Here is a 26112-nt window from a genome sequence, read left to right on the forward strand (position 1 = left end):
TCTGCCGACGGGGTCACGTCGAAGCTGTAGCTCGTGCCGGAACCCGAGAAGTTCGACACCGATCCGCCGCTGACCGACAGGTCGCTCGCCGCGAAGCCGCTCACCGCTTCGGAGAAGCTCACACTCACCGGGATCGGAGAGGTGTTCGTCGGACCCGTCACCGTCGAGCTGATCGAGGCGCTGGGGTTGGTGCGATCGATCAAGACGGAGCTGTTGTTCGTCGTCGATGTAACGGTGGTCCCGGCATTGCTCGCGGCATCGCGATAGTTCGAGATCGAAAAAGTCGCGGCGCTTTCGGGGGTCGAGGCAGTCACGATGGCGCTTGCAGCCCAGCTCGCGCCGGAACCCGTGACGGTAGCATTTTGACCCAGCAGCGTCACAGACGGAGCAGCCGCCAGGTTTTCGCTGAAGGTCATCTGGAGCGTGACCTTGTCGCCAGTTTTCGCGAGAGTGGACATTGCATTGTTGGACGAGATGGTCACAGAGCTTGCCTGCGGCGGGGTCGTATCGGTCTGCGCCGGCACACAATCCGGATCGAGTGCTGCCGCGTTGAAGCTGGTCGATCCAAGAACTCGATTGCTGGTCGAGAAAGATGCCCCGAGCGAGATGTCAGGGGTGCGATCGGTTTCATCTACCATCCGCAGGGTGAAGTTACCCGAGACAGTGGGGCGTTTATTCACGTAGAAAAAGATTTCGCCGTAAAAATCCAGACCGGGATAGAAGCCCTCCGCGTGGCGCCCGATGACAACATTCGCCGCGTCGGTCACGTAGAAGATCATGACATCCCGTGGCTCTGAATAGGTCGGAGAAAACACGATCGTCTCGTCGGTCGTCGGAAATTCGGAGCCGCTAGCACCAAGGTTCGCCTTGAACGTATCGCTACTGTTATTCAGGCCGCACTGGCCATCTGTCACTAGGCTCACGCCCGAAAGGCTTGCAGCCTGCACAGCGAACGCGCTGAAAAGTAGAATTAAAAGACTGGCGCAAAATGCGACCAACTTGGTGGAGAATGCTTTCGACATAATGCTTCCTCAAAGCGGCACACGATCAATACAGAGCTTCGAGAGGGCCAGCGACGGTGTCGGCTACCGAGCGCCTCGGTAGCGCATATGGCGTTAATTCCCCGGTCCCTCGGAGCGCGCTTTCGTCTTGCTCGCGGCGGCGAAACGCTCGGCGACATTTCGCCGGCCTCACGCTGAAGTCAAATAGCGATCACGCTTTTGAAATTTTCAGATGCATCTTTGTCACGGCGGCGCACAGCGAGCGAACGCATGCTTTGCAGACGCTCCAAATGCTCAGAGGCAAGCCCCATTTTCGGCCCCGCTTCCTATGCGGCTGTCTCACGCTCCTAAAGTTCCAGACGCATCCGATGGGACGGCGAGAAGGATTGCCTCGCATAGGTAATCGGTTGCGCATCGAGCCAGGTCACCCGGAGCATCGTGAGAACCGGATCGTCGGGCGCGCAAACAAGATGTTTTGCAGCCGCCCCGGCGGCTTCCGCCAGGAATTCCATGGTGCCGTGAGTATAAGGTGCCTGCCGCACGAGCCAGACATTCGGGCTGGTCTTCGACAGGTCCACGTCCTCGATGTCGGGCACGGTATCGAGCACGATCCAGCGATTTTCAAACATGTGCGGCACATCATCGGCCAGGTGAAGACTGCAGACATGGAGTAGGCGCTCGCTTCCCGATAGCCTCAACTTCTCGCGCACCAGCGGCGGCGGAGCTTCGATTTTGCGCTCCAGCAAGCGGTATTCGTAGCGCGCCCCGCTGGCCTCGACCTCGACATGAGTCAGCGGGATCGTGAGCGTGGCCTTGCGGCGCGGCGCTTCGCGCACACGGGTGCCAGCCTTTCGGCGCCGGTCGAGAAAACCCGATGTCGCGAGATCGCGTAACGCGCGGTTCACCGTGGCCCGAGCGCAGCCGAATTCCGCAGCGAGATCCACCTCATTGGGGATCAATTCGCCGGGCGCATAGAGCTGCGCGCGGATCCGCGCCATCATCTCGTCGCGGATCGACTGCCAGCTGATCGAATTGTCAGCCCCATCCTCTCTTGTCACCGTCACACCTCATACCCCAGCCGCTCCGTAACACGCGCGTAAGCCCGCGCGATCGCATCGCGTTGAACGTGACGCCCGTCCTGCACCACGTGACGTCCGGCCGACCATACATCGCACACCGCGCGATCATCACGCGCGAAAATCCAGGTATCGAGCAGGACGTCGCCAAGCCTCCCTTGACCGTCCGGCCCAAGGTCGTCAAGCGCGAGAAGATCTGCCCAAAGCCCGGTCGCGATGGCTCCGCTGGCGCGTCCGGCCGCCTGCGCGCCTCCCTCGACCGCCCCCTGAAACAGCACCCGTCCAGTCGAGCGGTCCGGATCGGCAAGCGCGGCCCGCGAATGATCGCGCAAACGCTGGGAATACTCGAGCGTGCGCAATTCCTCGGTGAGGGAAATCCGAATATTGCTATCCGACCCGACACCGAACACTCCGCCCGCGGCCCGCCAGCGCACACCATCGAAAATTCCGTCTCCGAGACTCGACTCGGTGATCGGACAGAGACCGGCCACGGCGCCCGTCGCGGCGAGCGCTTCGGTTTCCGCAGGCTCCATCTGGGTCGCATGAATCAGGCACCATCGTCGATCCACCGGGACATTCTCAATCAGCCATTCAACGGGTCGAGCACCTGTCGCGGCCCGGACCTCATCAACCTCGGCAATTTGTTCGGCCAGATGAATGTGGATCGGCGCATCGCCTGCGAGCGAGACCGCCGTCTCAAGCCCTCTCTTGTCTACCGCCCGCAGGCTGTGCGGAGCGATCCCCAATCCGCTATCTGCACCAAGCTCTGCAACATGGCGTCGCGCCCCGTCGACCAGACGCGCGAAGCGCTCGGGATCATTGCCGAAGCGGTCCTGTCCCGAGACAAGCGCGCGCCGATCGAGGCCGCCATAGGTATAGAGCACTGGCAATAGCGTCAGCCCGATCCCGGTCTGGGCCGCCGCCGCCGCTATCCGCCCGGCCATCTCGGCCAAATCCTCATAGGGCTGCCCCCCCGGAGCGTGATGCAGGTAGTGAAACTCGACATTGGTCGCGTAACCAGCCTCGAGCATCTCCATCTGAACGAAAGCCGCGATCGCCTGAATGTCCTCGGGAGTGAGTCGATCGAGGAACCGATACATCAGCCGTCGCCAGGTCCAGAAGCTGTCATGCGGGTCTGCGCCGCGCCGTTCAGAGAGGCCCGCCATTGCACGTTGAAATGCGTGGCTGTGCAGATTGGCCGGAGCAGGCAGCAGGATTTCAACTCGCTTCGCGCCCTCGGGGCAAGTCGTCCCCGGTGCGATCGCACCGATGCGACCGTCCTCATCGAGGTCAATTCTCACCCGTTCCGCCCAGGAATTCGCCACCAGCGCCCTATGCGCCCAGATCGTCTGCATGGTTGCCCCTCCGTGTTGACAGGTTTTTTATGTGCAGACATATTAACCGCAAATCAAGCACGAATCGAGTTCATGACAGAGATCACCCTCACCAATGCGACACTTGCTCCCTGCGACGGAGCCACAGAGAACCGTGTCTTCAAAGGATGGCTGCGTATCGAAAACGGACGCATCGCCGAATTCGGGGAAGGGTCGGCAGACGGTCAGGACCTCGGCGGGCGACTGGTCACCCCCGCCCTGATCGATTGCCATACCCATCTCGTCTATGGCGGCAGTCGAGCGCGCGAATTCGAGCAACGCCTGGAAGGTGTGAGCTACGAGGAAATTGCCCGCAGCGGCGGAGGCATCCTTTCCACAGTCAATGCCACACGCGCCGCCAGCGAGGACGATCTGGTCGCCTCCGCCCTGCCCCGGCTCGATGCGCTGCTGGCAGAAGGCGTGGCGGCGGTCGAAATCAAGTCGGGCTATGGGCTGAGCGTCGAAGACGAGATCAAGATGCTGCGCGCGGCGCGTCGGCTCGAAAAGGAGCGTCCCGTCCGCATCATGACGACCTGGCTCGCCGCACACGCTTTGCCTCCAGACTATGTCGGACGCGCGGAAGTCTATCTCGATGAGGTTGTCATCGCAGGTCTGCGGGCCGCCCATGCCGAGGGACTTGTCGATGCGGTAGACGGGTTCTGCGAGTCGATTGCCTTTTCTGCCGAGCAGATGGCGCGGGTCTTCGATGTCGCGCAAGAACTGGGCCTCCCGGTCAAGCTTCATGCGGAACAGCTCAGCCACCAAGGTGGCACCCGGCTCGTCGCCGCGCGCGGTGGGCTCTCTGCCGATCACGTCGAATATGCGACCGCAGACGACGCCGAAGCGCTGGCACGCGCGGGCAGCGTCGCCGTGCTTCTGCCCGGGGCCTTCTACACGCTGCGCGAGACCAAAATGCCGCCGATCGCCGAGTTCCGTGCAGCAGGCGCCGCTATGGCCCTCGCCACCGACTGCAACCCCGGGACCTCGCCGCTCACGTCGCTCCTTTTCACGATGAACATGGGCGCGACGCTCTTTCGCATGACGCCGACCGAATGCCTCGACGGGGTCACCCGCCATGCGGCGCAGGCACTCGGCCTTGAGGATTGCGGACGGCTCGGCGTCGGCATGCGGGCAGACCTCGCGGTCTGGGACGTCACCGATCCCGCCGAACTGACCTATCGGATCGGCTTCAACCCCCTTCACTGCCGCTACTTCGGAGGCCGCAAATGCTGACACTGATGCCGGGCGAGGTCACGCTTGAGCAGCTCGAAAACCTCTGGCGCACCGGCGCGGCCGCGCGGCTCGATCCCAGCACCGCGAGCGCGATCGCGACCTCGGCCGCACGGATTGCCTCGGCGGCCAAGGGCGAGGACGCCGTCTACGGGGTAAATACCGGCTTCGGCAAGCTGTCCTCGGTGCGCATCGCGTCCGAGGATACCGCAACTCTCCAGCGCAACCTGATCCTGTCTCACTGTTGCGGCGTCGGCGATCCCCTGCCGGTGGGGACGACACGTCTCATGATGGCGCTCAAGCTACTCAGCCTTGGACGCGGCGCCTCGGGGGTTCGTCCCGAAATCATCGCTCTGATCGAGGGGATGCTGGAGCACGGCGTCACGCCGGTTGTGCCTGAACAAGGCAGCGTCGGCGCCTCGGGTGACCTCGCGCCGCTCGCACATATGGCCGCTGTCATGATCGGCGAAGGGGAAGCCGTGTTCGAGGGCCAGCGACAGCCCGGCGCGGATGCGCTCACCGCAGCAGGTCTCTTCCCGATAACGCTCGGCGCAAAGGAAGGTCTCGCGCTCATCAACGGAACGCAATTTTCAACCGCACTTGGGCTTGTGGGGCTCTTCCGCGCGATGACCTGCCTGCGCACGGCCATCGTGACCGGCGCGATGTCGACGGATGCGATCATGGGGTCGACAGCGCCCACAAGGGCCGAAATTCATAGCCTCCGCGGTCATGCGGGCCAGATCGAAGTCGCGAAGGCGATGCGCGAACTGCTCGACGGCAGCGAAATTCGCGAGAGCCATCGCGAAGGGGACGACCGGGTGCAGGATCCCTACTGCATCCGCTGCCAGCCGCAAGTGACCGGCGCGGCACTCGACCTGTTACGCTTCGCCGGCCAGACCCTGATCACCGAGGCCAACGCAGTGACCGACAACCCGCTCGTTCTCTCCGACGGCACGATCGTGTCGGGAGGGAACTTCCACGCCGAGCCCGTAGCTTTTGCTGCGGACCAGATCGCGCTGGCCGTTGCCGAGATTGGCGCGATTGCGCAGCGTCGCATTGCACTGATGGTCGATCCCGCGCTCAGTTTCGGGCTGCCGCCCTTTCTCACACCTCAAGCGGGACTCAACAGCGGCTTGATGATCGCCGAGGTGACCACTGCCGCCCTGATGAGCGAGAACAAGCATCTCGCCGCCCCATGTTCGGTAGACAGCACACCAACCAGCGCCAATCAGGAGGACCATGTCAGCATGGCAGCCCATGGCGCACGGCGCTTGGGGCTGATGACGCGTAACCTCTCGGTGATACTCGGAGTGGAGGCGCTGTGTGGCGCGCAGGGCATCGAGTTCCGCGCGCCCTTGGTGACATCCGCCCCGCTCGCGCGAACAATCGAGGTCTTACGGTGCCATGTCGAAACGATGGGCGCCGATCGCTACCTCGCACCTGATCTCGAAAAGGTCCGCAGGCTGGTTGAAGACTCGACGCTCGTCACCGCCGCCGGACTGGGGGTCGCAGCATGACTTCGATCGCCCCTGATCCCGTCGAAATCACTGAAGGAGAGAGCCCCGTCATCCTCGGTCTTCCCCATACCGGAACCTGGGTTCCTGCGGACGTGCGAGAGGCGCTCAATGACCGTGGCCGCGCACTGGCGGATACCGACTGGAATATCCACGAGCTCTATGCAGGGCTTCTGCCGGGCGCGACCTCGGTGCGTGCAACCTTCCACCGCTATGTGATCGACGCGAACCGCGGCCCCGAAAACGAGAGCCTCTATCCCGGGCAAAACACGACCGGGCTCGTTCCGCTCACTGATTTCGATGGCGCGCCGATCTGGACGACAGAGCCCGACGCTAATGATATTGCCCGCAGGCTCGCAGAGTTCCACGCGCCCTATCACGCCGCCCTGCGCACTCAGATCGAACGGGTGCGCGCGCGCCACGGCGTGGCGATCCTCTATGATTGCCACTCGATCCGCTCGCACATCCCCTTCCTGTTCGACGGAAAGCTGCCTGATTTCAATATCGGCTCCGCGAATGGCACCAGCTGCGATCCGCGAATCGAGACCGTGACGGCCGAGATCTGCGCGCGCGCAGACGGGTTCAGCCATGTCATCAATGGCCGGTTCCGCGGCGGCTGGACAACTCGCAACTACGGCGAGCCTGAAAGCGGCGTCCACGCCATCCAGATGGAACTGGCCCAATCGACCCACCTCGCGGCGGAAGCCCCGCCTTGGGAAATCAGCGCCGAGAAAGCCGCACGTTTGCGCCCCCACTTGAGCGAGATCCTGCGCGCGCTCGAAATGCTGGCCCCGGAGCTTGTCGCATGAAACCGCTCGAAGGGCTTCGCATCCTCGACCTCACTCGTGTCCTCTCGGGCCCCTTCGCGACCGCCTTACTGGCGGATCTCGGAGCGCAAGTTATCAAGGTCGAACCGCCGCGAGGGGACGACTATCGTCATATCGGCCCGTTTCGCGACGGGGAGTCCGCGCTCTTTGCGCTGACGAACCGCGGCAAGAGTTCGATCGTGATCGATCTGAGAGCGCCCGAGGGACAAGAACTCGCGCGCCAGCTGGCCGGGCAATGCGATGTCGTGGTGGAGAATTTCCGCCCCGGTGTGGCCGCTCGATTGGGCCTCGATCCGGCGGAGTTGCGCAAAGAAAATCCCGGCCTCGTATATTGCGCGATCTCGGGCTTCGGACAGGACAGCCCGGCCTCCGGCCTGCCGGCCTATGACCTCGTAGTGCAGGCGATGTCGGGCTGGATGGATGCGACGGGCGAAGAGGCCGGTGGCCCGTTGAAGGTCGGCGAGGCCCTGGGCGACATAGCGGCCGGGCTCTACGCGGTGATCGCGATCCTTGCCGCGCTCGTCGGGAAGGAGAAAACCGGGCGCGGCGCGTCGCTCGACGTCGCGATGCTCGACAGTCTCGTCGCGATGCTGCCGACCAGCCATGCAGTGCATCTCTATGCAAACCGCCCTGTGGAGCGGGTCGGCAACCGTCACCCCCTCTCCACGCCGTTCGGGACCTATCGCACGCAGGATGGCCTCGCGATCATTGCGGCCCTGAGCGATCGCCAATTCACCGCGCTCTGCCAAGTGATCGGCGCTCCTGACACTGCGGAGGACCCCCGCTTCCTCACCGATGAGACGCGCACGCAAAACGAGCCGGCTCTACGCGCGGTGATCGAAGGCTGGACCACCCGTCGCCCCACCGAAAAGGTTGTTGCGGCACTCGCCGAGGCGCAGGTGCCCAGCGCGCCGATCATGACCCTCGCCCAACAGCTGGCTTCGCACCATGCGCATGCGCGCGCTCTCGTGCGCCAGCTACCGCACCATTCGCTCGGGGAAAGCCCGGTCGTGGGCCAACCCATCCGGTTCGAAGGCGCAGCGCCACTCGCTGAGACTGGAGCGCCTGCGCTTGGAGGAGAGACCCGGAAGATTCTGCAGGAAGCCGGCCTGAGCGCCGCCCAGATTTCCCGGCTGATCGCGGCCGGCGTCGTAAAGGAAGCAAGCCAATGAGAGCCTTTGACCACCTTTTGAGCGCGGAAGAGCGACAGTTCCTCGACATGCTGGAGTGCTTCGCCCGCGACGAGCTTGTCCCGCGCGCAGGCGAGACCGATCGAACCGGAACGTTCGTCCATGATCAACTCTCTGCGCTGTCAGAGACCGGAATGATGGGAGCTAATCTGCCCGAACGCTGGGGCGGGGCCGACATCTCGGCCCATGCGCTCTTCGAGGCGGTCGCGACGATCGCAGGCGGCTGCGGCTCCACCGTCTCGGCGCTGACGGCGCATTTCCTCGCGACCGACAGCCTGTTGCTCGGGGCCGATGATGCGTTACGCGCGCGCTTTCTGCCTGCCGCGGCCGAGGGGAAGATGCTCGGCGCGTTCGGCCTGACCGAACCCAATGCGGGGTCCGATCCCGCGGACATGCGCAGCCGCGCAGTGCGTCAGGGCGACGAATGGCACATCAAGGGCAAAAAGTGCTTCATCTCGAATGGCGGCGTCGCCGATTTCATTATCCTCTACTGCGTGACCGATCCACAGGCAGGTCATCGGGGCATCTCGGCCTTCGTCGTCGAGAAGGGCACACCCGGCCTCATTCCGGGCCGGGTCGAACAGACCATGGGTCTGCGGGGCGGCCATGTCTGGGAACTCGATGTCGATGTCATGGTGCCCGATGCAAACCGTCTCGGCGAGGAGGGCACCGGTTTCCGCACCGCGATGAAAGTGCTCGACAACGGGCGCGCCGAGGTGGCGGCGATGGCTGTCGGGATCGCGCGCTCCGCATTGGCCGCCGCCCGCGATTGGGCCCGCGCACGCGTCATCGGGGGCGAGGCGCTCTCGAACCGGCAAGGCATCCAGTGGATGCTTGCGGACATGGCGACCGATTTGTCGGCCGCCGAACTTCTGGGCCATGAGGCCGCACGCCAGCGACAGGCCGGAGAGCGGTTCACCACCGCAGCCTCTAAGGCCAAACTCTTCGCGTCCGAAGCCGCAGGGCGCATTACCGATCAGGCTTTGCAGATCCACGGCGGCTACGGCTTCACACGAGATTTCCCACTCGAGCGCCAACTCCGCGACCTGCGCATCATGCGCATCTACGAAGGCTCCTCCGAAATTCAACGCAACATCATCGCGGGCCGGATGCTCGCCTGACCTGCCAAGAAGGACCGAAATGATGAACAATCCCCGTCACAACATGCGCGACATCTACCCCGCCACCGGGACCGAGATCACCGCCAAGAGTTGGCTGACCGAGGCTCCGCTGAGGATGCTGATGAACAACTTGCACCCGGACGTCGCCGAAAAACCGCACGAGCTGGTGGTCTATGGCGGGATCGGCCGCGCCGCACGCACTTGGGAAGATTTCGACCTGATCTGCGACTCGCTACGAAAGCTCGAAGCGGATCAAACGCTGCTCGTGCAATCGGGCAAGCCGGTCGGCGTCTTCAGAACCCACGCGGATGCACCACGCGTGCTGATCGCCAACTCCAATCTCGTGCCGCACTGGGCCAATTGGGACCATTTCAACGAGCTCGATAAGAAGGGTCTGGCAATGTATGGCCAGATGACCGCGGGGTCGTGGATCTACATCGGCGCGCAAGGCATCGTTCAGGGCACCTACGAAACTTTCGCCGAAGCAGGGCGGCAGCATTACGATGGGGATCTGCGCGGCAAGTGGATCCTGACCGGCGGGCTTGGCGGCATGGGAGGCGCGCAGCCGCTGGCCGCTGTCATGGCAGGCGCCTGTTGCCTTGCGGTTGAATGCGACGAGAGCCGCGCCGACTTCCGCATCCGCACCCGGTATTGCGACGAGAAGACTCATTCGCTCGACGAGGCGCTTGCGATGATCGCCCGCTGGACCACCGCAGGCGAAGCGAAATCGGTCGCTCTGATCGGGAACGCGGCCGAGATTTTCCCCGAGATCCTGCGCCGGATGCAAGCGGGCGAGGATCTGCCGAACGGGCGTCCGGACATCGTGACCGACCAGACCTCGGCCCATGACCCCTATCACGGCTACTTGCCAAAAGGCTGGTCGGTGGCGCAATGGCGCGCGACCCAGGAGAGCGATCCCGCAAAGGTTTCGACCGCCGCCCGCGCCTCGATGCGCGAGCACGTTGCGGCGATGGTCGGGTTCTGGAACGCGGGCGTGCCGACGCTCGATTACGGCAATAACATCCGTCAGGTCGCACAGGAAGAAGGGCTGGAGAATGCCTTCGCTTTCCCCGGTTTCGTGCCTGCATATATCCGCCCGCTATTCTGCCGCGGGGTCGGTCCGTTCCGCTGGGCTGCACTGTCCGGCGATCCGGAGGATATCTACAAGACCGACGCGCGGATGAAGGAGCTGTTCCCTGAGATCGAACACCTTCATCGCTGGCTCGACATGGCGCGCGAGCGGATCGACTTCCAGGGGCTTCCTGCGCGGATCATGTGGATCGGCCTCGGCGAACGACATAAGGCGGGCCTCGCGATCAACGAGATGGTGCGCAACGGTGAACTCAAGGCTCCGGTTGTGATCGGTCGCGATCACCTCGACAGCGGCTCGGTCGCTTCGCCCAACCGCGAAACCGAGGCGATGAAGGACGGCTCGGATGCAGTTTCGGACTGGCCGCTTCTCAACGCACTGCTCAACACCGCATCGGGCGCGACCTGGGTCTCGCTGCACCACGGCGGCGGCGTCGGCATGGGCTTTTCGCAGCATGCTGGCATGGTGATCTGTTGCGACGGCACCGAAGCGGCCGATCGCCGGATCGAGAGGGTGCTTTGGAACGATCCGGCCACCGGGGTGATGCGCCACGCGGATGCGGGCTACGAGATCGCGCAGGACTGCGCGGTCGAGCATGGTCTCGACCTTCCCGGGATCCTGAAATGAAGCTGCTGCGCCGCAGCGAAGCGACAGCACAGCCATGGAAGAATGGCGGCGGCCGCACCTGGGAACTTGCGACCTTCCCCGAGGGCGCAGGTTTCGAGGGCATGCTGTGGCGCCTGAGCATGGCCGAAGTTGCGCGCGACGGGCCATTTTCGCGGTTCGACGGGATCGACAGGACGCTTACGGTGCTCTCTGGCGGGTCCATGGAGCTGCGGTTTTCGCAAGGCGGTTCGGTTCGTCTGGACGCGTGCTCCGCCCCGCTCGCCTTTCCCGGCGAAGCCGCTATAGATGCGCGCGTGGGCGAAGAGCCCGTAATCGATCTCAACATCATGACGCGGCGATGCTCTTTCTCGCACCGGGTCGAACTGCTTGATGCCGGCCACCCCGCGCCTGAGCGCACCTTCGCTCTGTTTGTTCGCGAAGCCTCCGCTCGCCTCGGGGACCTCGAACTCAAGCACGGCGAGGTTCTCCTCGCCGACGACGACGATCTCGCGGGGCTGGCCGCCGATGGACCGATCTACGCGCTTACGCTGCGACGACACGATTAACTCCCCAGTGCCGACACGGGTCGGCGCCGGGGCCAACAGTCCGGTGCCACAAGGGGCACGGCGCCGGAGACAGAAAGCCCCGCCAACAGGAGAGAATACTATGACCTTTTCCACTACGCTGAAATCCGCGCTGTTCTGTCTGAGCACGATTGCCCTGACCGCAACGGGAGCGATGGCTGACGATCTGGCCGACATCAAGTCGGCTGGCAAGATCGTGGCCGCGACCGAGATGCACTACGCCCCCTTCGACATGCTCGATCAGGGCGAATATGTAGGCTTCGACCGCGACCTGTTCGACGCGATCGCCAAGGAGCTCGGCGTCAAGCCCGTCTACGAGGATCTGCCCTGGACCTCGATCCTCCCAGGCCTCGAAGTGAAGAAATTCGATTTCGTGCTCGCGCCCGTCACGATGACGTCCGAACGTGCAAAACGCTACAGCTTCACTCTGCCCATTGCGGATGCGACGGTGGCCTTCGTGCAACGCAAGGGCGGCAAGATGACGAAACCGGCCGACGCCAAGGGCATGACCGTGGGCGTTCAAAAAGGCACCGCGCAGGAAAAACAGCTCGAAGCCTATAGCGACAAGATCGGCGGCATCACCATCAAAGGCTACGGCACCACCGACGAGGCATATGCCGACCTGATGACCGGGCGCCTCGACGCGGTCGCGGGCTCCGCCCCGCTGCTCAACTATCTCGCCAAGACGCGGCCCGATGACTTTGCCGTGGTCAACCCGCCTTTCGGCACTCCGACCTATTTCGGTTATGTCGCGCGCAAGGGGGAAGGCGACAGCCTGGTCGCCGCCGTCAATGACGCAATCAAGAAGATCGAGGCCGATGGCCGCATGAAGACGTTGCAGGAAAAATGGTTCGGCGCCGCGACCGACTTGCCCGAGACCATGCCCAAATTGTAATCGACGCTATGACGGGCCGGTCACGCATCGGCCCGTCCCTCCCTTTCTCGCATTCACGGGGCTGGCCATGTTCTCCTTCCAGGTGATCATCGACAATTTCCCGGTCCTTCTGTGGGCCGCGCGCAATACACTCCTGATCTCGGTTCTGGGGTGCCTTGAGGGGCTGATACTCGGTGCGGTGATCTGCGCCGCCGCCCTGTCGGCAAGACCGGGCCTCAGGCGGGCCGCCGCGATTTACGTGAGTTTCTTTCGTGGGGTGCCGCTGCTCATTCAATTGCTTGTCGCCTATTACCTTCTTCCGGTGATCGGGTTGAATGTGCCGGCACTGGTCGCTGCTGTCCTGACCGTGGGCCTCTGCGCCGCCGCCTATCTTTCGGAGGTGCTGCGCGGTTCGCTCAACGCGATCCCGAAAGGCCAAGCCGAGGCTGCTCTGGCGATCGGTATGAGCTCGCGCAACATCTGGATCCGCATCCTCCTGCCGCAAGCGCTCAAGATCGGGTTGCCATCCATCGTCAACGAGCTGATCCTGCTGGTGAAAGCCAGTTCGCTGGTGACCGTGGTTGGTATCGTCGAGATCACCCGGATGAGCCAGTCGGTCGCCGCAGCGACCTATCGCCCGCTCGAAATCTACCTTGCCGCCGCCTTCATCTATCTTGCGATCAACCTCGTGATCGCGCAGGCCAGTCGCGTCCTGGAACGGAGGCTCACGCTCTGATGTTCGAGATGCTCCAACATTACGGCCCGGACTTGCTGACCGGTTTCGGCGTCACCTTGCTGAGCTGGACACTCGGCACGGTTTTCGGCCTCGCCCTGGGCTTCGTGATCGAGATCGTGCGGCGTTTCGGTCCCAGCTTGCTTGGTTATCCGATCCGTGCTTACGTGGAATTCATCCGTGGCACCCCGTTCCTCGTGCAGATCTTCGTGCTCTATTACGGTGGCCCCCTGCTTGGCTTGCGCCTCGACGCCCTGCCCGCCGGGATCCTCGGGCTGACGATCTACGGCAGCGCCTATTTCACCGAGATCCTGCGTGCCGGTTTCGATGCCGTCCCAAAAGGACAGATCGAAGCTGCCCGCGCCATCGGCTTTGCGAACATGACGATCGTGCGCCGCATCATGGTGCCGATCATGATGGTCTCCGCCCTGCCCCCCATGGTGAACTTCGCGATCATTCTTACCAAGGAAACGGTGATCCTTTCGATGATCACCGTGCCCGAAATCATGTTCCAGACCCAGACGATGATGAGCGAGACCTTCGCCTTCTTTACCCCGATCCTGATCCTCGCTTTGTTCTTCTGGGGCTTCGTCGAGCTGATCTCGCGGCTCGGGCGGAGGTTGGAGCGCCGTTTCACCTATTACCTGCTTGATCGGAGCTGAACGATGACCCAATCCAGCCCTGCCCCCGCCGCAGCCCACCTGCGCAATGTCTCCAAGTTCTACGGCACGTTCCAGGCCCTGCGCGAGGTCAGCCTCGACATTCCGCCCGGCAAGGTGACCTGCCTGATCGGCCCTTCGGGCTCTGGCAAATCCACTCTCCTGCGCTGCATCAACTTCCTGGAGGAATACGACAGCGGCGAAGTGCGCATCGACGATCAACTGATCGGTTACGAAACACCGGGCGGCAAAAAGATGGCCGCACGGCAATTGCGAGAAATGCGACGCGACATCGGCATGGTGTTCCAGCAGTTCAATCTCTGGCCGCACATGAGCGCGCTTCAGAACGTGGCCGAGGGGCTGGAGCGTGTGCGCGGCCTGTCCCGTAGCGAAGCCCGCGAGCGGGCCCGCGAGGCGCTGAAAAAAGTCGGCTTGGCCGATAAGGAAGGCAACCATCCCAGTCATCTCTCTGGCGGCCAGCAGCAGCGCGTAGCGATAGCCCGGACGATCGCGATGGAACCGCGGATCATGCTCTTCGACGAACCCACGAGCGCGCTTGATCCCGAGCTCGTCGGCGAGGTGCTCGCGGTCATGAAGCAGCTTGCAGCCGAGGGCATGACGATGGTCGTCGTCACCCACGAGATGGGCTTTGCTGCGCATGTCGCCGACCGCGTCGTATTCATGGAACGCGGAGAAATCGTCGCATCAGGCTCGCCCCGCGAGGTATTCGACGCCCCCTCCGACCCACGGCTCGCAAGCTTTCTGCAAGGTTACCGCGAAAGAAACTCGCTGGATTTCTGAGTCGGTTCACCCGGGTCGAAGACGGCGTTCGCCCAGGGGCCGCACACACCCGAGGCCCAGGCCCGTGTTTTCATCATGGCAAGACTCCTGCAGGCAGTCGTCCCCGACCTCCCCCGGCGCGAGCCAGGCGATCGTGAACAGCGTGGCTCATCCATCTCTACCAGGTGCTCGTTCAACGACATGCCACACCCGAACTGCTTATAATCGAGCACTTTAAGCGCCGGACCCGCAGGTGCTCGTTCAACAGCACGGGGTGTTCGGTTCGCGACACGCGATGTCGTTGAACGAGCACCTCTACCACCTCGTAAGCCACTGAAATCTTTCGAAAGCGGGGTTGAACAAATACAGCAAAACGAGCACCCCCTATTTGAAGGACAGCGTTTACGAGGATCGCAACCACGGTGGACATTGCGCCATCCTGCGCGCGAAGTTGTTTTGCCTCTCCACACGATATCCAAACAGCAGGCGGCCCGATTACACTGCGCATTTTCGGTGCCTGAACTGAACACAGACTGCAGGCCGTTTCAGCTGGCCTGCCGATGCCAGGCGATGGCATCATCGAGCCGATCGTGTCCCCAGAAGATCTCTTTTCCCACGACGAAGTTGGGGGCGCCGAAGAGACCAAGCGAGAACGCCTCGTCGGTGTCGCGTTCCAAAGCTTCAGCTATCTCTGGGGCATCGGCGCGGGTGAGCGCCTCTTTGGGGTTCTGACCTGCCTCCCGCAGGCTCTCGGAGAAGTTGGGTTCAGCGCCGGCATCCTGCCCCTCGGCAAAGCAGCGCCGATAGCTGGCACGAATATAAGCCTTGCCCCAGCCCTCCTTCAGGCCAAGGAGCGCGATGCGGTTAGCGCGCACGAGGTCGTCAATCATGTAAGGAGGAGGCATGGAGACTGTGAGCCCGAAGCCCTTGGCACGGCGCTCGATGTCGCGCCACATGTAGGCAAGTTTCGCGGGCTTGTCAGCATAGGGGACGCTGTTCATCGAGACCAGCACCCGTCGCAAGTTGAATGGACGCCAGTTGAAGCGGATACCGGTTTGAGCTTCGACAGCGTCGAGGCGCATAACCGGGAAATAGGTGTAGGTGCTGCCAATCGCGAACCAGAAATCGATGGCCATGCATTTCTCCGCCGAATAGCTTAACATCGAAATAGTATCACTATGGCGCCGATCTGCCTAACTGGTGACCTGTCACGGGCCGCGCGCAACGAACGAGGCAGTTCTGCGGAATGCGTCCCGCCGAATCTTCAGAACTCCTTGGTGAGCGAGATGGGTATCTCTCCTCAGAAGGTTCACGAGGTCGCCACAAACTTGCAGAGTTCCTGCCCGTTTCCGCTGGCGCTTGCTCAGTAAACGTCTGGATGAGCACAGCTTTGCCAAATCGATGGCAGAACTCTTCGACGAAACCGCTACGCACCTGAGATCGACCAACATAGCGGTTACAGACAAACCGTTCGGGCGTCGAAAACGGCGGAAGAGGCCCGAGCGCCTGCCAGAGATGACGGAAATGCCCTCTTCCGGGCCTCATGGGCCTTATTGTTATAAGTTATTGAACTTAATGTTTTTGTTGCGCCCACAACAAGGCTTCCGACCGCAGAGACAACAAAACGTTTGGCTTCAATAGCTTAGATCCACGAACACATCTCGAAGGGATTAACCTACTCCAGTTATGGCAGGTCTGGATCGAGGCCGTGACAATGGCCCAGAATTATGGGTGACCGGGCGTGCTCATGCGCCTTGCAAGAGGCCGTCGAGGTAGGTCCGGATCGCGAGGATCTGCGGCAGGCCACCCTCAATGGCTGTCTCGATCGGACGGCGCCCACCAAACAAGTGACCCGTATTCGGCTGCGTGAACCAGCTTCTCGCGAGCGGCTCTGAAAAATAGAGCTCGAGCGCCTCATAGATGCCAACTGCTGCGCTCAGGCGCAGGAGCTGGTCCCGCGTCAGCTCGCTCGCGAAATCACGCGCCTTCGCACGCGTCCACTCGCTTTCGGACATATCCGCGAGGCCGGCGGCCTTTTTCTCGCTGAGATCCCAGGACGCTACGATGCGTGCATAGGCTTTGAGCGCAACGGCGGCGATCTTGGCCGGATCTTGAGTTTGGCTGTTCATCTGCATTTCGGGCTCGCTTAGTCACTAGGAGGAGCATAGGGCCCCGCGCCAACCTCCCAAAGCATCTATTTGAGAGCTTCTCCCGGGATAGGCGATGCGGGTTGCAGGGTTGCCCCTTGGCGGGCCGAGGGTATCTTGCGGAAAGCAACCAGGATCACCCCGTTCCCGGCCCTTCAACCTCCTCATCGCGCGACGGCCGCATACCCCCGAACTTTCCAGCCCGCGCCAAGAGACCAGGGATGGCGTGGATGAGCGGGTCTTGGTCGCTCTCGCCAAGCTCAGCGAGACAGTGCAGCATATCTTTCATCACGATGGTGCCACCCGAGATTTCGGCACGGCACTCGGAAAGCGCCGCGACGACATCGCGGAGGACGGCTTGCTTTTTCGAGGTCGCTCTCCCCGTCATGCGAGCAGGCAATCTTGACCTTGGGTGCTCGACCGACGCCATCGCAGCGACCGAATATAATTCGTCGAGCATGCCAACACACAGCGCGAAAACTGCTCGACCAACAAGATGGAAAGGCTCTTGGGGCGTTCGGAGCGCGACATCTCATGTTGTTGGTCGCGCATCTCATGCCCTCTGCAAGGCATTGAAAATATAGCGTCCAATTGTGTCTGGATGCCGCGAAACAAGCACCACCGATTTTGCTGGTGGCAAGCGAGCGCATATTCGGAGAATTGCAACACACAAGAAATGCGCGGTGAGAGACCCCGAGAGATGTCCATCCCGCTTACGGAACGGTGAAACCCGGCAGTCTTCGACGGTTAACACCCGGGAACTCAAGCTCCGTGCGGGCGCACCGGTGTATTTCCGCAAGAGGCTTTCGTGTCTTGGCTCCGTCGACATTCAATCCTTGATTTCCATTGCCCGGCAGGATTCCATCTTGGGTATTGCCAAGCGATTGCCATTAAATCGATCGGCAGTTTGCCGCATTTGGATCCCGGTATTTTCGATGTGTGAATTTCCAGACATTCCCGATTGGCAGTATCGTCTGCCGCCCGTCCGCTCAGGCGCGCAGAGCGATGACCTACCCGCGCCCGAAGCCGGGCTCGGCTTGCCGGTTGCTCGTATATTGGATGAAGGAGGTCACTTTGCGGGTTGGCTCTGCGGCTTCGCGATCGACCTGAAGACAAAGCGAACCATTTCGACATCGTGGACAGCGCCATCCGGACGCCTACAAGACCCGGACAGTTTTGCCTGGCAGGTCATGAAACGCTTGGGCGGACGCTTCGTCTGGATCATGCACTGGCATGGAGTGCGGCGAATCTATTCTGACTGTGCCGCCTCAGTTCCCTGCGTCTATGACCCCAAAGCCCGACTTGTCGGTTCCTCGGCGGCAGCTCTTTTTTCGTCCCCCGACTATGAAGATCGGCTAGACGCGAAACTCTTCGCAGCGCTCGAGGTTGATCGCGAAGGATGGTTTCCAGCCGGAATGACTGCGCATCACGGGCTTTGTCGGTTGTTGCCCGGGCACTATCTGAATTTGGATAGTTGGCAAGCAAAGCGTTTCTGGCCGCGGGCCGTGATCGAGCATACCGACTGTCCGGATGAAGCTCTCGACGCCTTGGTCGATAATGTTCGCGCACAAATCGCAGCTTTGAATGCAGAGCCCCACAGGCTCGCCTTTGCGCTGACTGCCGGGCGGGAGACTCGCATGCTATTGGCTTGCGCGCGTCCCTGGGTGGATCAGGTCGACTTCGTCACCGTGACCGGCGCCAACCGGCATCGGCTCGATACGGTCGTCGCTAGTCGTATCGCGCAGGACTTTGGTCTCTCGTATCGTTCGCTCGCGCGCGTTGAGGCGACAGACGAGCAAAGAAGCCTATTTGTCCACCGCACGGGCCACTGTCACGGCGACAGCAACGCTGCATATCATCCCAGTGTTTGGCCGATTGCTCAAAGCCACATCATGATCAGCGGCGTTGGTGGAGAAACGGCACGTGGATTTCTTTGGCGCGCTGGTGACCGAGCGGATACACTGATTACAGCACAGACCATTTGCCGACGTTTCGGGTTCGCCGCGCATGAGCGGCTCCTTGCGGCAGTCTCCGCTTGGCTGGAGACACTGCCGGTGATGAATGCGCAGCAAATACTGGATCAGGCTTTTGTCGAGCTACGGAACGGATCTTGGTATGGTCCGCAATTCACTGCAGACCCGACATTGCAACGCCAGGCGCCTTTGCTGAACTACCCGGCGCTCGAGCTCATGTTGTCATTGCCGGATGACTGGAAGCGCGCCGGGAACCTGGCAGACCGCGTAATCGCGAAATACTGGCCGGAACTCGCATGTTACCCATTCAACTCCCTCGGACCCGTTCAGGATATGCTTCTAAAACTGCGCCATGCTCTTTCGGACCCGAGGGTCGTGTTGCGCAAGATACGCAAGTTTCGGACCTGAAGCAGCACGGAAAGCCGATCACCGGAACTAGCTTGAGACACTGCCTCCCGCGCACCCGAAGCTGATAGCCCTAGGTTTCTCTACGCCCGGCGGCTCCCGTAGACACGAAGCTGCGCGCCGATCTGCTCCCCCGAAAGCAGAATGCCGTGTAGGTCTGGCAAAAAGAAAGGCAGTCATTAACAATAAAATCAGGCCATTATCAGGGCCCGCTGCGGGCAGTTGCTGGCATCCTATTTGACGCAAGCAGGATTGGCGCGCTACGCTTACTTGTCGTCAGCGTAGCCAATAGAGGCTCCGATATGACACGGTCATAGAATATATTCGAAGTGTTATTTGAGACCGATAGATGACCATTATTGAAAAAGAGAGCGTATCGATGGCCGCCTCCTTGCTTGAAAGCGAGGGTGTTTTCGTAGACGGCGATTGCGAAGGACCTCCCCTTACTTTCACGCGGGGCGTGATGGCGTGGGAAGCCGCCCTGAGGTCATTCGGCTACGATAAGGATCTCTCAGTCGGCGTTGGCGAAGAGGACGGGGAATGGGTCTGCTTCCTGTATGACGAAGAGAAGGTGGACCGAGAAACGGCAAATCGCATTGCAGCACGACGCGCAGCGTCTCGCAAGCCTTCATGAGGAAGATGGCCCAATGACAGCGAGCTCCAGACATGCGCGCGAAAATCGAAGGCAGTCTCGGAAAACCTTCTTCGCACACGGACGCAGCGCTAGCTCGGGACGTTGGAACATGGATTCAGCCATCTAACTGATGGCCGAAGAACCTTCCACGGGCTTACTCGCCAAAAAAAATGCACGCACGGCCGCTTGAATAAATAAGAGCAACTCATCGCAGCATCAGCAAGACCGCCGCAAAGAACACGAACATAAGCAGAAAACCCCAAAAGCCCGACCGGTTCAAAAGGGGAGCGCTCCGACCACAAGCGCCACATCTGTTCGCGCCGAAACGTATCCGGTGCCAACAGGATTCACATTTAAAAAATCGAAGTGCCAAGCCTTTATTTCTTTTTAAATCACTCATAAACGCCCCTTAAACAAAAAGTTAAGGTAATTTAGCACATCATCTAAACGCCGACGGCCATGGCCACAAAATCTCTCGTCGCTCCGAAAGGGCCTCGAAACGGATACAGACCACCAATGTCTGACGCTAGCCAATACTATCGCATATTTCGAAAAAATTGGCATTTTTCCGAGCTAGAAGAGCGAGCTAACTACCTAGGGTTGTTTTTTCATAAAGATTAAACAGCCTCTGCAATCTTTGCATGTATGTGCTTGGTCTGCGCCTTCGCACATTCCGAATGGCGCACGAATCGTCCGATTCGATTCGTTATTTCTGGATTGTCGCTCGGCTGCGGCTCTGCGATCACGGAAGAGAGCCCCGGCTACCGTTTTGGGCCCTCTCTCGTCCCCCCTTTCTGAAGCCGGACAGGAGCGCCCGGCTTGGCGCGCTCCTAGCTTTTGAATATCGCGGATAAGGTATTAAAGCTTCTTCCCCTTCTTTCCGTGAGGAGGTCAGAAAGGAAGATCGACAATATTCTGAGTAAGGTTTGCGTTACGATCGTTGGCTAAATCCGTTCCGCAGAACGCGTCGAAAGCGGCTAAGCAGTGCCACGCGGCGATACATCAGAAGATAGGTAAGGAAGACAACTCCTACCCCGCAAACGAGCACCCCCGGGCTATCTGGCGCCATAACAGTGATAACGCAGGCGATAAGCGTGATAGGCCAAAGAATTACACTTGTAATCGGATTACGTAGCCGGGGACTGCCGAGGGACGCCGCGAGGCACCTTGCGCGGCTACGATAGACAAGGCTATGCAGGTGCAGCCGATCAGCTTCTCCAGGGGTCGCCCCTTCGCGCTTCGCGCGCCGATGGATCGATACCAGCGTCTCGATCCACGGATAGGATAAGGCCAGAACCGCGGTTAGCGGTGAATATTCCGGATTGCGCACCGGCAGAATGATCCCGATCACCGCGAGCACGAAACCTGTCGTGTAAGCGCCGGCATCACCGAAAAAAAGCTTACCGGCAGGGAAGTTCAGCACGAAGAAACCCGCAATCGCGCCGATCATCAGAAGGCATATCGCAAGGAGCTCAAAATCGTCCGATCGAGCCGCAAGGATCGCAAAACAGGTTAGAACAATGATCGCGGTGCCCGAAGCCAGCCCGTTCACCCCGTCGATGATGTTCAGGGAATTGGCAATACCGCCGATCGCCAGGACGCTTAGCGCGATAGCGAAACCGGGATAAGCGAGTAGGAAGTCGAGTCCTGGAATGTCAGCACGCTCGACATGATAGCCCGATACGACGCAAAAGATTAGTCCCGCAACTAAAGTTGCAACAAGGCGCCAAGTCGCGTGAACCTTCTTCGTGATGTCCTCGGCGATCCCGGCCGAAAAGGCTGGCAACGCGCACAGGCTGATCGTCCACCAGAGAGAGCGTGCCTCAATAGGCAGGAAAGCTCCGCCGATGCACGCACCTAGAAATACTGCGATACCACCAATTCGCGGCGTCGGCGCTTCGTGAATCTTTTGAACACCATCGCTGCCATCATGGCTCAGCTTTCCATGAAATTCCTGAGAAACAACGATCAGCCCCGCGAAAATGAGCGACGAAAAAAATGCGTGATCTAGATAGAAAAACACTTTCACGTCAAACCCACCGAGCTAACTCATTACCTTGCATGGGCCCTGACGTAAGTGAGCGCATACCCGAAAAATCGCTACATATAACGCAACAATGTTACCCTGCGTAAGGCATTCAGACAACCCTGAATGCCTGAAGGACCCATTCGATATGAGAAAACCGGAGAAATGGGTCGAGCTTCGGGCGGGCTCTGCACCAAGGAGGGGACGCTATGCACCCAGAGATCTGGACCGGTCGAGTTTGGAGTTGTCCCCTACTCCGGAGCAAGAAGAGGAGCAGAAATGCTTGAAAGCATCGACGTTCCCCGATGCGCGAGACGAGCGTTCATCCTGACGCAAGATGAGAATGGAATGCCTCTGGCCGAGATTTGTCGCAAGTCGGAGCTAGCAACCGAGAGCTTCCCGTCAGCGGGTTCATTTTGCGAGCGAAGAACCTTCTGACGAGAGCAAAATCGTTGCCGAAGCGCAGAGCCGACGCCTCCCAAGCCAGTCCATGAGTTGAGATCCCGTGGAACCAGGACCTTAAGAGAGACGCTCAGTCGTCGGATTTGTAGCTGTAGCGGTAGTTATAATAATATTGGTAGTGACCGCCATAGCGCGCAGTCGCCTCGGCCTTGAAGCCGTTGAGAACCGCGCCGGTGATCGACGTGCCCGCCGCCTCGAAGCTCGCCTGCACAGCACGCACCGCGCCCTGCATCGTCTCGAGATGGCGCGCGATCACGATGCTCGCGCCTACGGAGCGCCCGATCACCACCGGATCGGTCACCGCAAGCGCGGGCGGCGCGTCGACGATGATAAGATCGAACTCGCTGTCGAGCTGGCGCAGCATCGCCCCAAACTCGGCCCGCATCAGCAGCTCCGACGGGTTCGGCGGATAACGGCCCGAGGTGATCACCGACATCCCTTTGATCGGTCCGGACGCGATCACCTCCTTCAGCGATCTTTCATGGCCAAGGTAATCCGACAGGCCCGGTGTATCCTTGGGCAAATGCAGGAACCGGCGTAGATAACCCTTGCGCATATCGGCATCTATTACGCAGACCTTCTGGCCCGCCTGCGCCGCCACGACCGCCAAGTTTATCGCGGTAAAGCTCTTGCCGACATTCGGCGCAGCCGAAGTGAGCTGAATCGAGTTGGTCCTGGCATCGAGCAAGCCGAAATGCAGCGAAGTGCGCAGGGATCGCAGCGCTTCGGTCGTGACCGCATCGGGATGTTCAAGCGCGAAGATCGGCAGGTCGCCCTTGCGCTGCCGCAGATCGGCCGCCTCCTTGGCGAAGGGAACGGTGGCGAAGACGGGCAGACCGAGCGCCTCGATCTCTTCGGCCCCCTTGATGCCGTGATGCAGCGCGCGCCGGATCAAGACGAAGGCTGCGCCGATGATGAGACCCAATATCCCCGCCAGCGCGACGATCCGCGACTCGCGCGGTGCGACCGGGATGGTGCTCGCATAGGCTTTGTCGATCACGCGCACCGAACCGACAGTCGAGGCGCGCACGACCTGCAATTCCTGCGATCGGTTGAGAAGCTGGGTGTAGACCTGCTGCGCCACTTCGAGGTTACGCTGCAGGTTGAAGATGTCCTTCTGCGTCTCCGGCAGCCCTTGGGTCGCCTTCTTCGCCTGTTCCAGCTGCGCTTGCAGTTCCTTGCGGTTTTGCAGCAGCGCCTGATAGGCGGGGTGGTTGACCGTATACTGGTTTTTCAACTCGGCCTCTTTCAGATCGAGCGCGGACAGTTCCCCCTCGATCTTCGTGACGCGTTCCAGCAGGGCCTGGGTCTCGTAATTCACGTCGACCGATTGCTGCTTTTGCCTATATTCGTTGAGCGCCTGCTCCGCCTCGGACACGTTCTTGCGCGCCTCGGGCAATTGCTTCTGGATGAATTCGAGGCTGTTCTCGGCGGAGGCCGAATTGCGCTCGATATTCTGGTCCACGAAAGACGCCGCGATCGCGTTGAGGATCTCTTCCGCGCGCTGGCGGTCGGTGTCCTGATACGCGGTATGCAGGATGTTCGAACCGCGCGGGCTCTCAGAAACCGAGAACTTGCCGCGCATCCCCTGAATCGTCGCGCTGAGCGAGCGGCGCCCGATATAGAATTCGCGTCCCACCGACGCATCCATCTGGGACAAGGCGATCGCAAAATCACCGTCGTGAGCAGAGATTTCGTGACCGACCGTTCCGGTCACCTCGGTGCCGTCGAGCAGCGTGACGCGATAGCTGTCCGCGCCGGTCACGGTCAGCGTCATTGGCTTACCTTGCCATTGGGCGGGCACTTTCAGCTTACCGATCTGAACCGTCTCGGCGTTCCACTGGTATTGGGTGAACAGGCCCGGATCGGGCAAGTGCAGGTTCGCGGGCAGCAGACCGATCACCGGAAGGCGGCGCGGAATGACGAAGTTCTGCAGGTCGAGCTTGTTGGCGGCCTCCCCGAGGACAAGACGCGAGGACATGATCGCGATCTGGGTTTCCGCCTCCGACTTGCCGCCTTCGCTGCCGAGAAGCGTCTGCATCGACTCCGGAAGCGCAGCCAACGCGTTTTGCGACTGCTCGAGCTGCAACAGGCCGTTCGCCTCGTAGACCACCGGTTTGCGCAGCGCGACGAAAGCGCCGAGGATCACAGCCAGGGCAAAGGCCAGCGCGATCCATTTCCAGCCCGCCAGAAGAGCGCCGGCAAGCGCCATCAGGTCGATCTCGTCATCCTCGACCTCGGGCTGTGCGACATATCTCTGCGTTATTTTGGAAATCGGCGTCATCTGTCCTGCTCAAACTCTCAAATGCTTGTCCAAACCCATGGGCGAAATACACTCCACGCCGCTCACCGTTTCGGCGCGAGACGCGAGACCCATGCCTCGCTCGCGGCGGAAATCTCGGTAAAGGCCTTGCGATGAGCCTCGATCGGCTCGCGATACGGGTCGGCGATCCCCTTGCTGCCCATCCATTGATCGAACAGCATCACCCGCCCGCCCAGTTGCGGCGCGCGGCGCGTTATCTCGCGCTTGTGGCCAGCCTCCATCACGAGGATCAGCTCGTGCTCGGCCCCGATCTCGGCGGTGAACTGGCGCGCGACATGGCCGTCAAGGCTCAGTCCGTTCTCCGCGGCGACCTCGCTCATGGTCTCGTCCGCGCCCGCGCCGACCACCGCGCCGATTCCGGCAGAGGTGACCTTGCACTCTGGCAGTGCCGCAGCGAGAAGCCGTTCGCCCACAGGCGAGCGACAGATATTTCCGACGCAGACGACGAGGATGGATCCGACTTTCGCCATCGCTCAGTTCGCCAGTGCGGAGGCCGCGCGAGCGGTGCTCAGCGTCGGCAGGATGTTGGAGACCACACGGTTCCATTTCGCGACCGGCGCGGTCGTGACATAGACGACGTCCTGCGGGTGCAGGAAGAATTTCGTGCCGACGACAAAGGCCGCTGCGCTCGACGTATCAAGCTGGAACACCACCACGCCGCTCGGCGTGTCACGGAACACGAAGACGCCGCGCGCATCGGCCTGATTGGTGTTCAATCCGCCGACAGCGGTGACGGCTTCGGTGAGGCTCACGTCGTCCTTGGTCAGGTCGATCGGACCGGGCTTCACCAACTGCCCCAGCAGATAGGCTTCCAGCTTCGTCGCGCGCTGCACCGAGACGACATCGCCATTGCGCAGCACCGGGTTGTTGGAGGCGATCCCCTGATTGAGGAAGGCCTGCAAGTCCACCGCGTAGCTGCGCCCGCCGCGGCGCACAAGAACCCGACGCGCATCGGCGGCATCGTTCAGACCACCCGCCTCGTTGATCGCATCGAGCAGCGTGAGCGATTTGGAGGTCAGCGGGATCCGCGCAGGCTTGCCGACCTCGCCGGTGACCGACACGGTCTGCGAGTTGTAGCCCACCACGCGCACCGAAACCTGCGGCGAGGGGATGAACTCCTTCAGCTTCCGCGAGAGATCGGCACGCACCTGTTCGGGCGTCCGGCCCGCGGCGCGCACGTTGCCGACGTAGGGATAGTAGAAAGTTCCGTCCGAATTGACGCGAAGACCGCCCTCGGCGGGCGTCCGGGTCGAGCCTGCGGGCGAGGTCAGTTCGGGATGTTCGTAGACGACGATATCGAGCAGATCGCCCGGCCCGATGCGGTAGTTCCAATAGCCGTTCGAAGGCAGGGTCGTGCGCCCGCCGCTCAGATCGAAGGGCGCGCTGAAGGTGGAGACATTGGCGAGGCTGAGCCGCACGATCGCGACATCGCCCGCTGCCGGATCCTCGACGGAACTGACGTTACGGGTATTTACCGGGAAATT

General features: G+C 61.3%; 22 protein-coding genes. 13 read left to right on the forward strand and 9 right to left on the reverse strand.

Annotated features, from left to right (window positions below):
• The 3 genes from DEM26_RS19410 to DEM26_RS19420 all read right to left on the reverse strand — a co-directional run.
• The coding region (locus tag DEM26_RS19410; RefSeq protein WP_146194498.1) for an Ig-like domain-containing protein at positions 1-1022 on the reverse strand (1022 nt) is incomplete at its 3' end.
• A gap of 326 nt (positions 1023-1348) precedes the next feature.
• A complete protein-coding gene (locus DEM26_RS19415) occupies positions 1349-2059 on the reverse strand; it encodes a GntR family transcriptional regulator (RefSeq protein WP_233243233.1) in 711 nt (236 codons plus the stop codon).
• Positions 2060-2061: 2 nt separating this feature from the next.
• Positions 2062-3432 (reverse strand): formimidoylglutamate deiminase, encoded by a 1371-nt coding sequence (locus tag DEM26_RS19420; RefSeq protein WP_109173209.1) that lies wholly within the window; start codon positions 3430-3432, stop codon positions 2062-2064.
• Positions 3433-3504: 72 nt separating this feature from the next.
• On the opposite strand from DEM26_RS19420, the gene hutI reads away from it, so the two are divergent.
• The 11 genes from hutI to DEM26_RS19475 all read left to right on the forward strand — a co-directional run bounded on the left by hutI (position 3505) and on the right by DEM26_RS19475 (position 14679).
• Positions 3505-4683: an imidazolonepropionase gene (gene hutI, locus DEM26_RS19425; protein ID WP_109173210.1), complete on the forward strand. Its 1179-nt coding sequence runs from the start codon at positions 3505-3507 to the stop codon at positions 4681-4683.
• Positions 4677-6197, forward strand: a complete 1521-nt coding sequence (gene hutH / locus DEM26_RS19430; protein ID WP_109173211.1) for a histidine ammonia-lyase — start codon at positions 4677-4679, stop codon at positions 6195-6197. The genes hutI and hutH overlap by 7 nt, the downstream gene beginning before the upstream one ends.
• Complete coding sequence (hutG, locus tag DEM26_RS19435) at positions 6194-7003, forward strand: N-formylglutamate deformylase (RefSeq protein ID WP_109173212.1); 810 nt, start codon at positions 6194-6196, stop codon at positions 7001-7003. Before hutH ends, hutG begins: the two co-directional genes overlap by 4 nt.
• A complete protein-coding gene (locus tag DEM26_RS19440) occupies positions 7000-8193 on the forward strand; it encodes a CaiB/BaiF CoA transferase family protein (protein ID WP_109173213.1) in 1194 nt (397 codons plus the stop codon). Before hutG ends, DEM26_RS19440 begins: the two co-directional genes overlap by 4 nt.
• The gene (locus tag DEM26_RS19445; protein WP_109173214.1) at positions 8190-9332 is read left to right on the forward strand and encodes an acyl-CoA dehydrogenase family protein; all 1143 of its coding nucleotides are present in this window, start codon (positions 8190-8192) and stop codon (positions 9330-9332) included. Before DEM26_RS19440 ends, DEM26_RS19445 begins: the two co-directional genes overlap by 4 nt.
• 22 nt (positions 9333-9354) lie before the next feature.
• Positions 9355-11049 (forward strand): urocanate hydratase, encoded by a 1695-nt coding sequence (hutU, locus tag DEM26_RS19450; protein ID WP_109173226.1) that lies wholly within the window; start codon positions 9355-9357, stop codon positions 11047-11049.
• Positions 11046-11594 carry a HutD/Ves family protein gene (locus DEM26_RS19455; protein WP_109173215.1) on the forward strand — a complete coding sequence of 183 codons (549 nt, stop codon included), beginning with the start codon at positions 11046-11048 and terminating at the stop codon, positions 11592-11594. The genes hutU and DEM26_RS19455 overlap by 4 nt, the downstream gene beginning before the upstream one ends.
• A 100-nt stretch (positions 11595-11694) precedes the next feature.
• Positions 11695-12507, forward strand: a complete 813-nt coding sequence (locus tag DEM26_RS19460) for a transporter substrate-binding domain-containing protein (RefSeq protein WP_109173216.1) — start codon at positions 11695-11697, stop codon at positions 12505-12507.
• A 67-nt stretch (positions 12508-12574) separates the two neighbouring features.
• Positions 12575-13222 (forward strand): amino acid ABC transporter permease, encoded by a 648-nt coding sequence (locus tag DEM26_RS19465; RefSeq protein WP_109173217.1) that lies wholly within the window; start codon positions 12575-12577, stop codon positions 13220-13222.
• Entirely contained in the window at positions 13222-13881 is a 660-nt protein-coding gene (locus tag DEM26_RS19470; protein ID WP_233243235.1) for an amino acid ABC transporter permease, read from the forward strand. Before DEM26_RS19465 ends, DEM26_RS19470 begins: the two co-directional genes overlap by 1 nt.
• Positions 13882-13884: 3 nt before the next feature.
• Positions 13885-14679 (forward strand): amino acid ABC transporter ATP-binding protein, encoded by a 795-nt coding sequence (locus DEM26_RS19475; RefSeq protein WP_078523108.1) that lies wholly within the window; start codon positions 13885-13887, stop codon positions 14677-14679.
• 524 nt (positions 14680-15203) lie between these two features.
• Here the strand turns inward: DEM26_RS19475 and DEM26_RS19480 are convergent.
• Both DEM26_RS19480 and DEM26_RS19485 read right to left on the reverse strand, forming a co-directional pair.
• A complete protein-coding gene (locus DEM26_RS19480; RefSeq protein WP_109173218.1) occupies positions 15204-15794 on the reverse strand; it encodes a 2-hydroxychromene-2-carboxylate isomerase in 591 nt (196 codons plus the stop codon).
• A 609-nt stretch (positions 15795-16403) separates the two neighbouring features.
• Positions 16404-16793, reverse strand: a complete 390-nt coding sequence (locus DEM26_RS19485) for an antitoxin Xre-like helix-turn-helix domain-containing protein (protein WP_109173219.1) — start codon at positions 16791-16793, stop codon at positions 16404-16406.
• A gap of 878 nt (positions 16794-17671) precedes the next feature.
• Between DEM26_RS19485 and DEM26_RS20265 the strand changes: the two genes are divergently transcribed.
• Together DEM26_RS20265 and DEM26_RS19500 are read left to right on the forward strand one after the other, a co-directional pair.
• Positions 17672-19186: a hypothetical protein gene (locus tag DEM26_RS20265; RefSeq protein ID WP_146194499.1), complete on the forward strand. Its 1515-nt coding sequence runs from the start codon at positions 17672-17674 to the stop codon at positions 19184-19186.
• Positions 19187-19532: 346 nt separating this feature from the next.
• Entirely contained in the window at positions 19533-19817 is a 285-nt protein-coding gene (locus DEM26_RS19500) for a hypothetical protein (protein ID WP_109173222.1), read from the forward strand.
• 931 nt (positions 19818-20748) lie between these two features.
• Here the strand turns inward: DEM26_RS19500 and DEM26_RS19505 are convergent.
• The 4 genes from DEM26_RS19505 to DEM26_RS19520 form a co-directional block, all read right to left on the reverse strand.
• Positions 20749-21846, reverse strand: a complete 1098-nt coding sequence (locus tag DEM26_RS19505; protein WP_109173223.1) for an MraY family glycosyltransferase — start codon at positions 21844-21846, stop codon at positions 20749-20751.
• Between the two features lie 529 nt (positions 21847-22375).
• Complete coding sequence (locus DEM26_RS19510) at positions 22376-24589, reverse strand: polysaccharide biosynthesis tyrosine autokinase (RefSeq protein WP_109173224.1); 2214 nt, start codon at positions 24587-24589, stop codon at positions 22376-22378.
• Positions 24590-24651: 62 nt separating this feature from the next.
• Positions 24652-25098: a low molecular weight protein-tyrosine-phosphatase gene (locus DEM26_RS19515; RefSeq protein ID WP_075776501.1), complete on the reverse strand. Its 447-nt coding sequence runs from the start codon at positions 25096-25098 to the stop codon at positions 24652-24654.
• Between the two features lie 3 nt (positions 25099-25101).
• A partial coding sequence (locus DEM26_RS19520; RefSeq protein WP_199224718.1) for a polysaccharide biosynthesis/export family protein occupies positions 25102-26112 on the reverse strand: 1011 nt, incomplete at its 5' end.

Source organism: Thioclava sp. NG1 (assembly GCF_003122275.1).
In the GTDB taxonomy this organism is placed as follows: Bacteria; Pseudomonadota; Alphaproteobacteria; order Rhodobacterales; family Rhodobacteraceae; genus Thioclava; species Thioclava nitratireducens.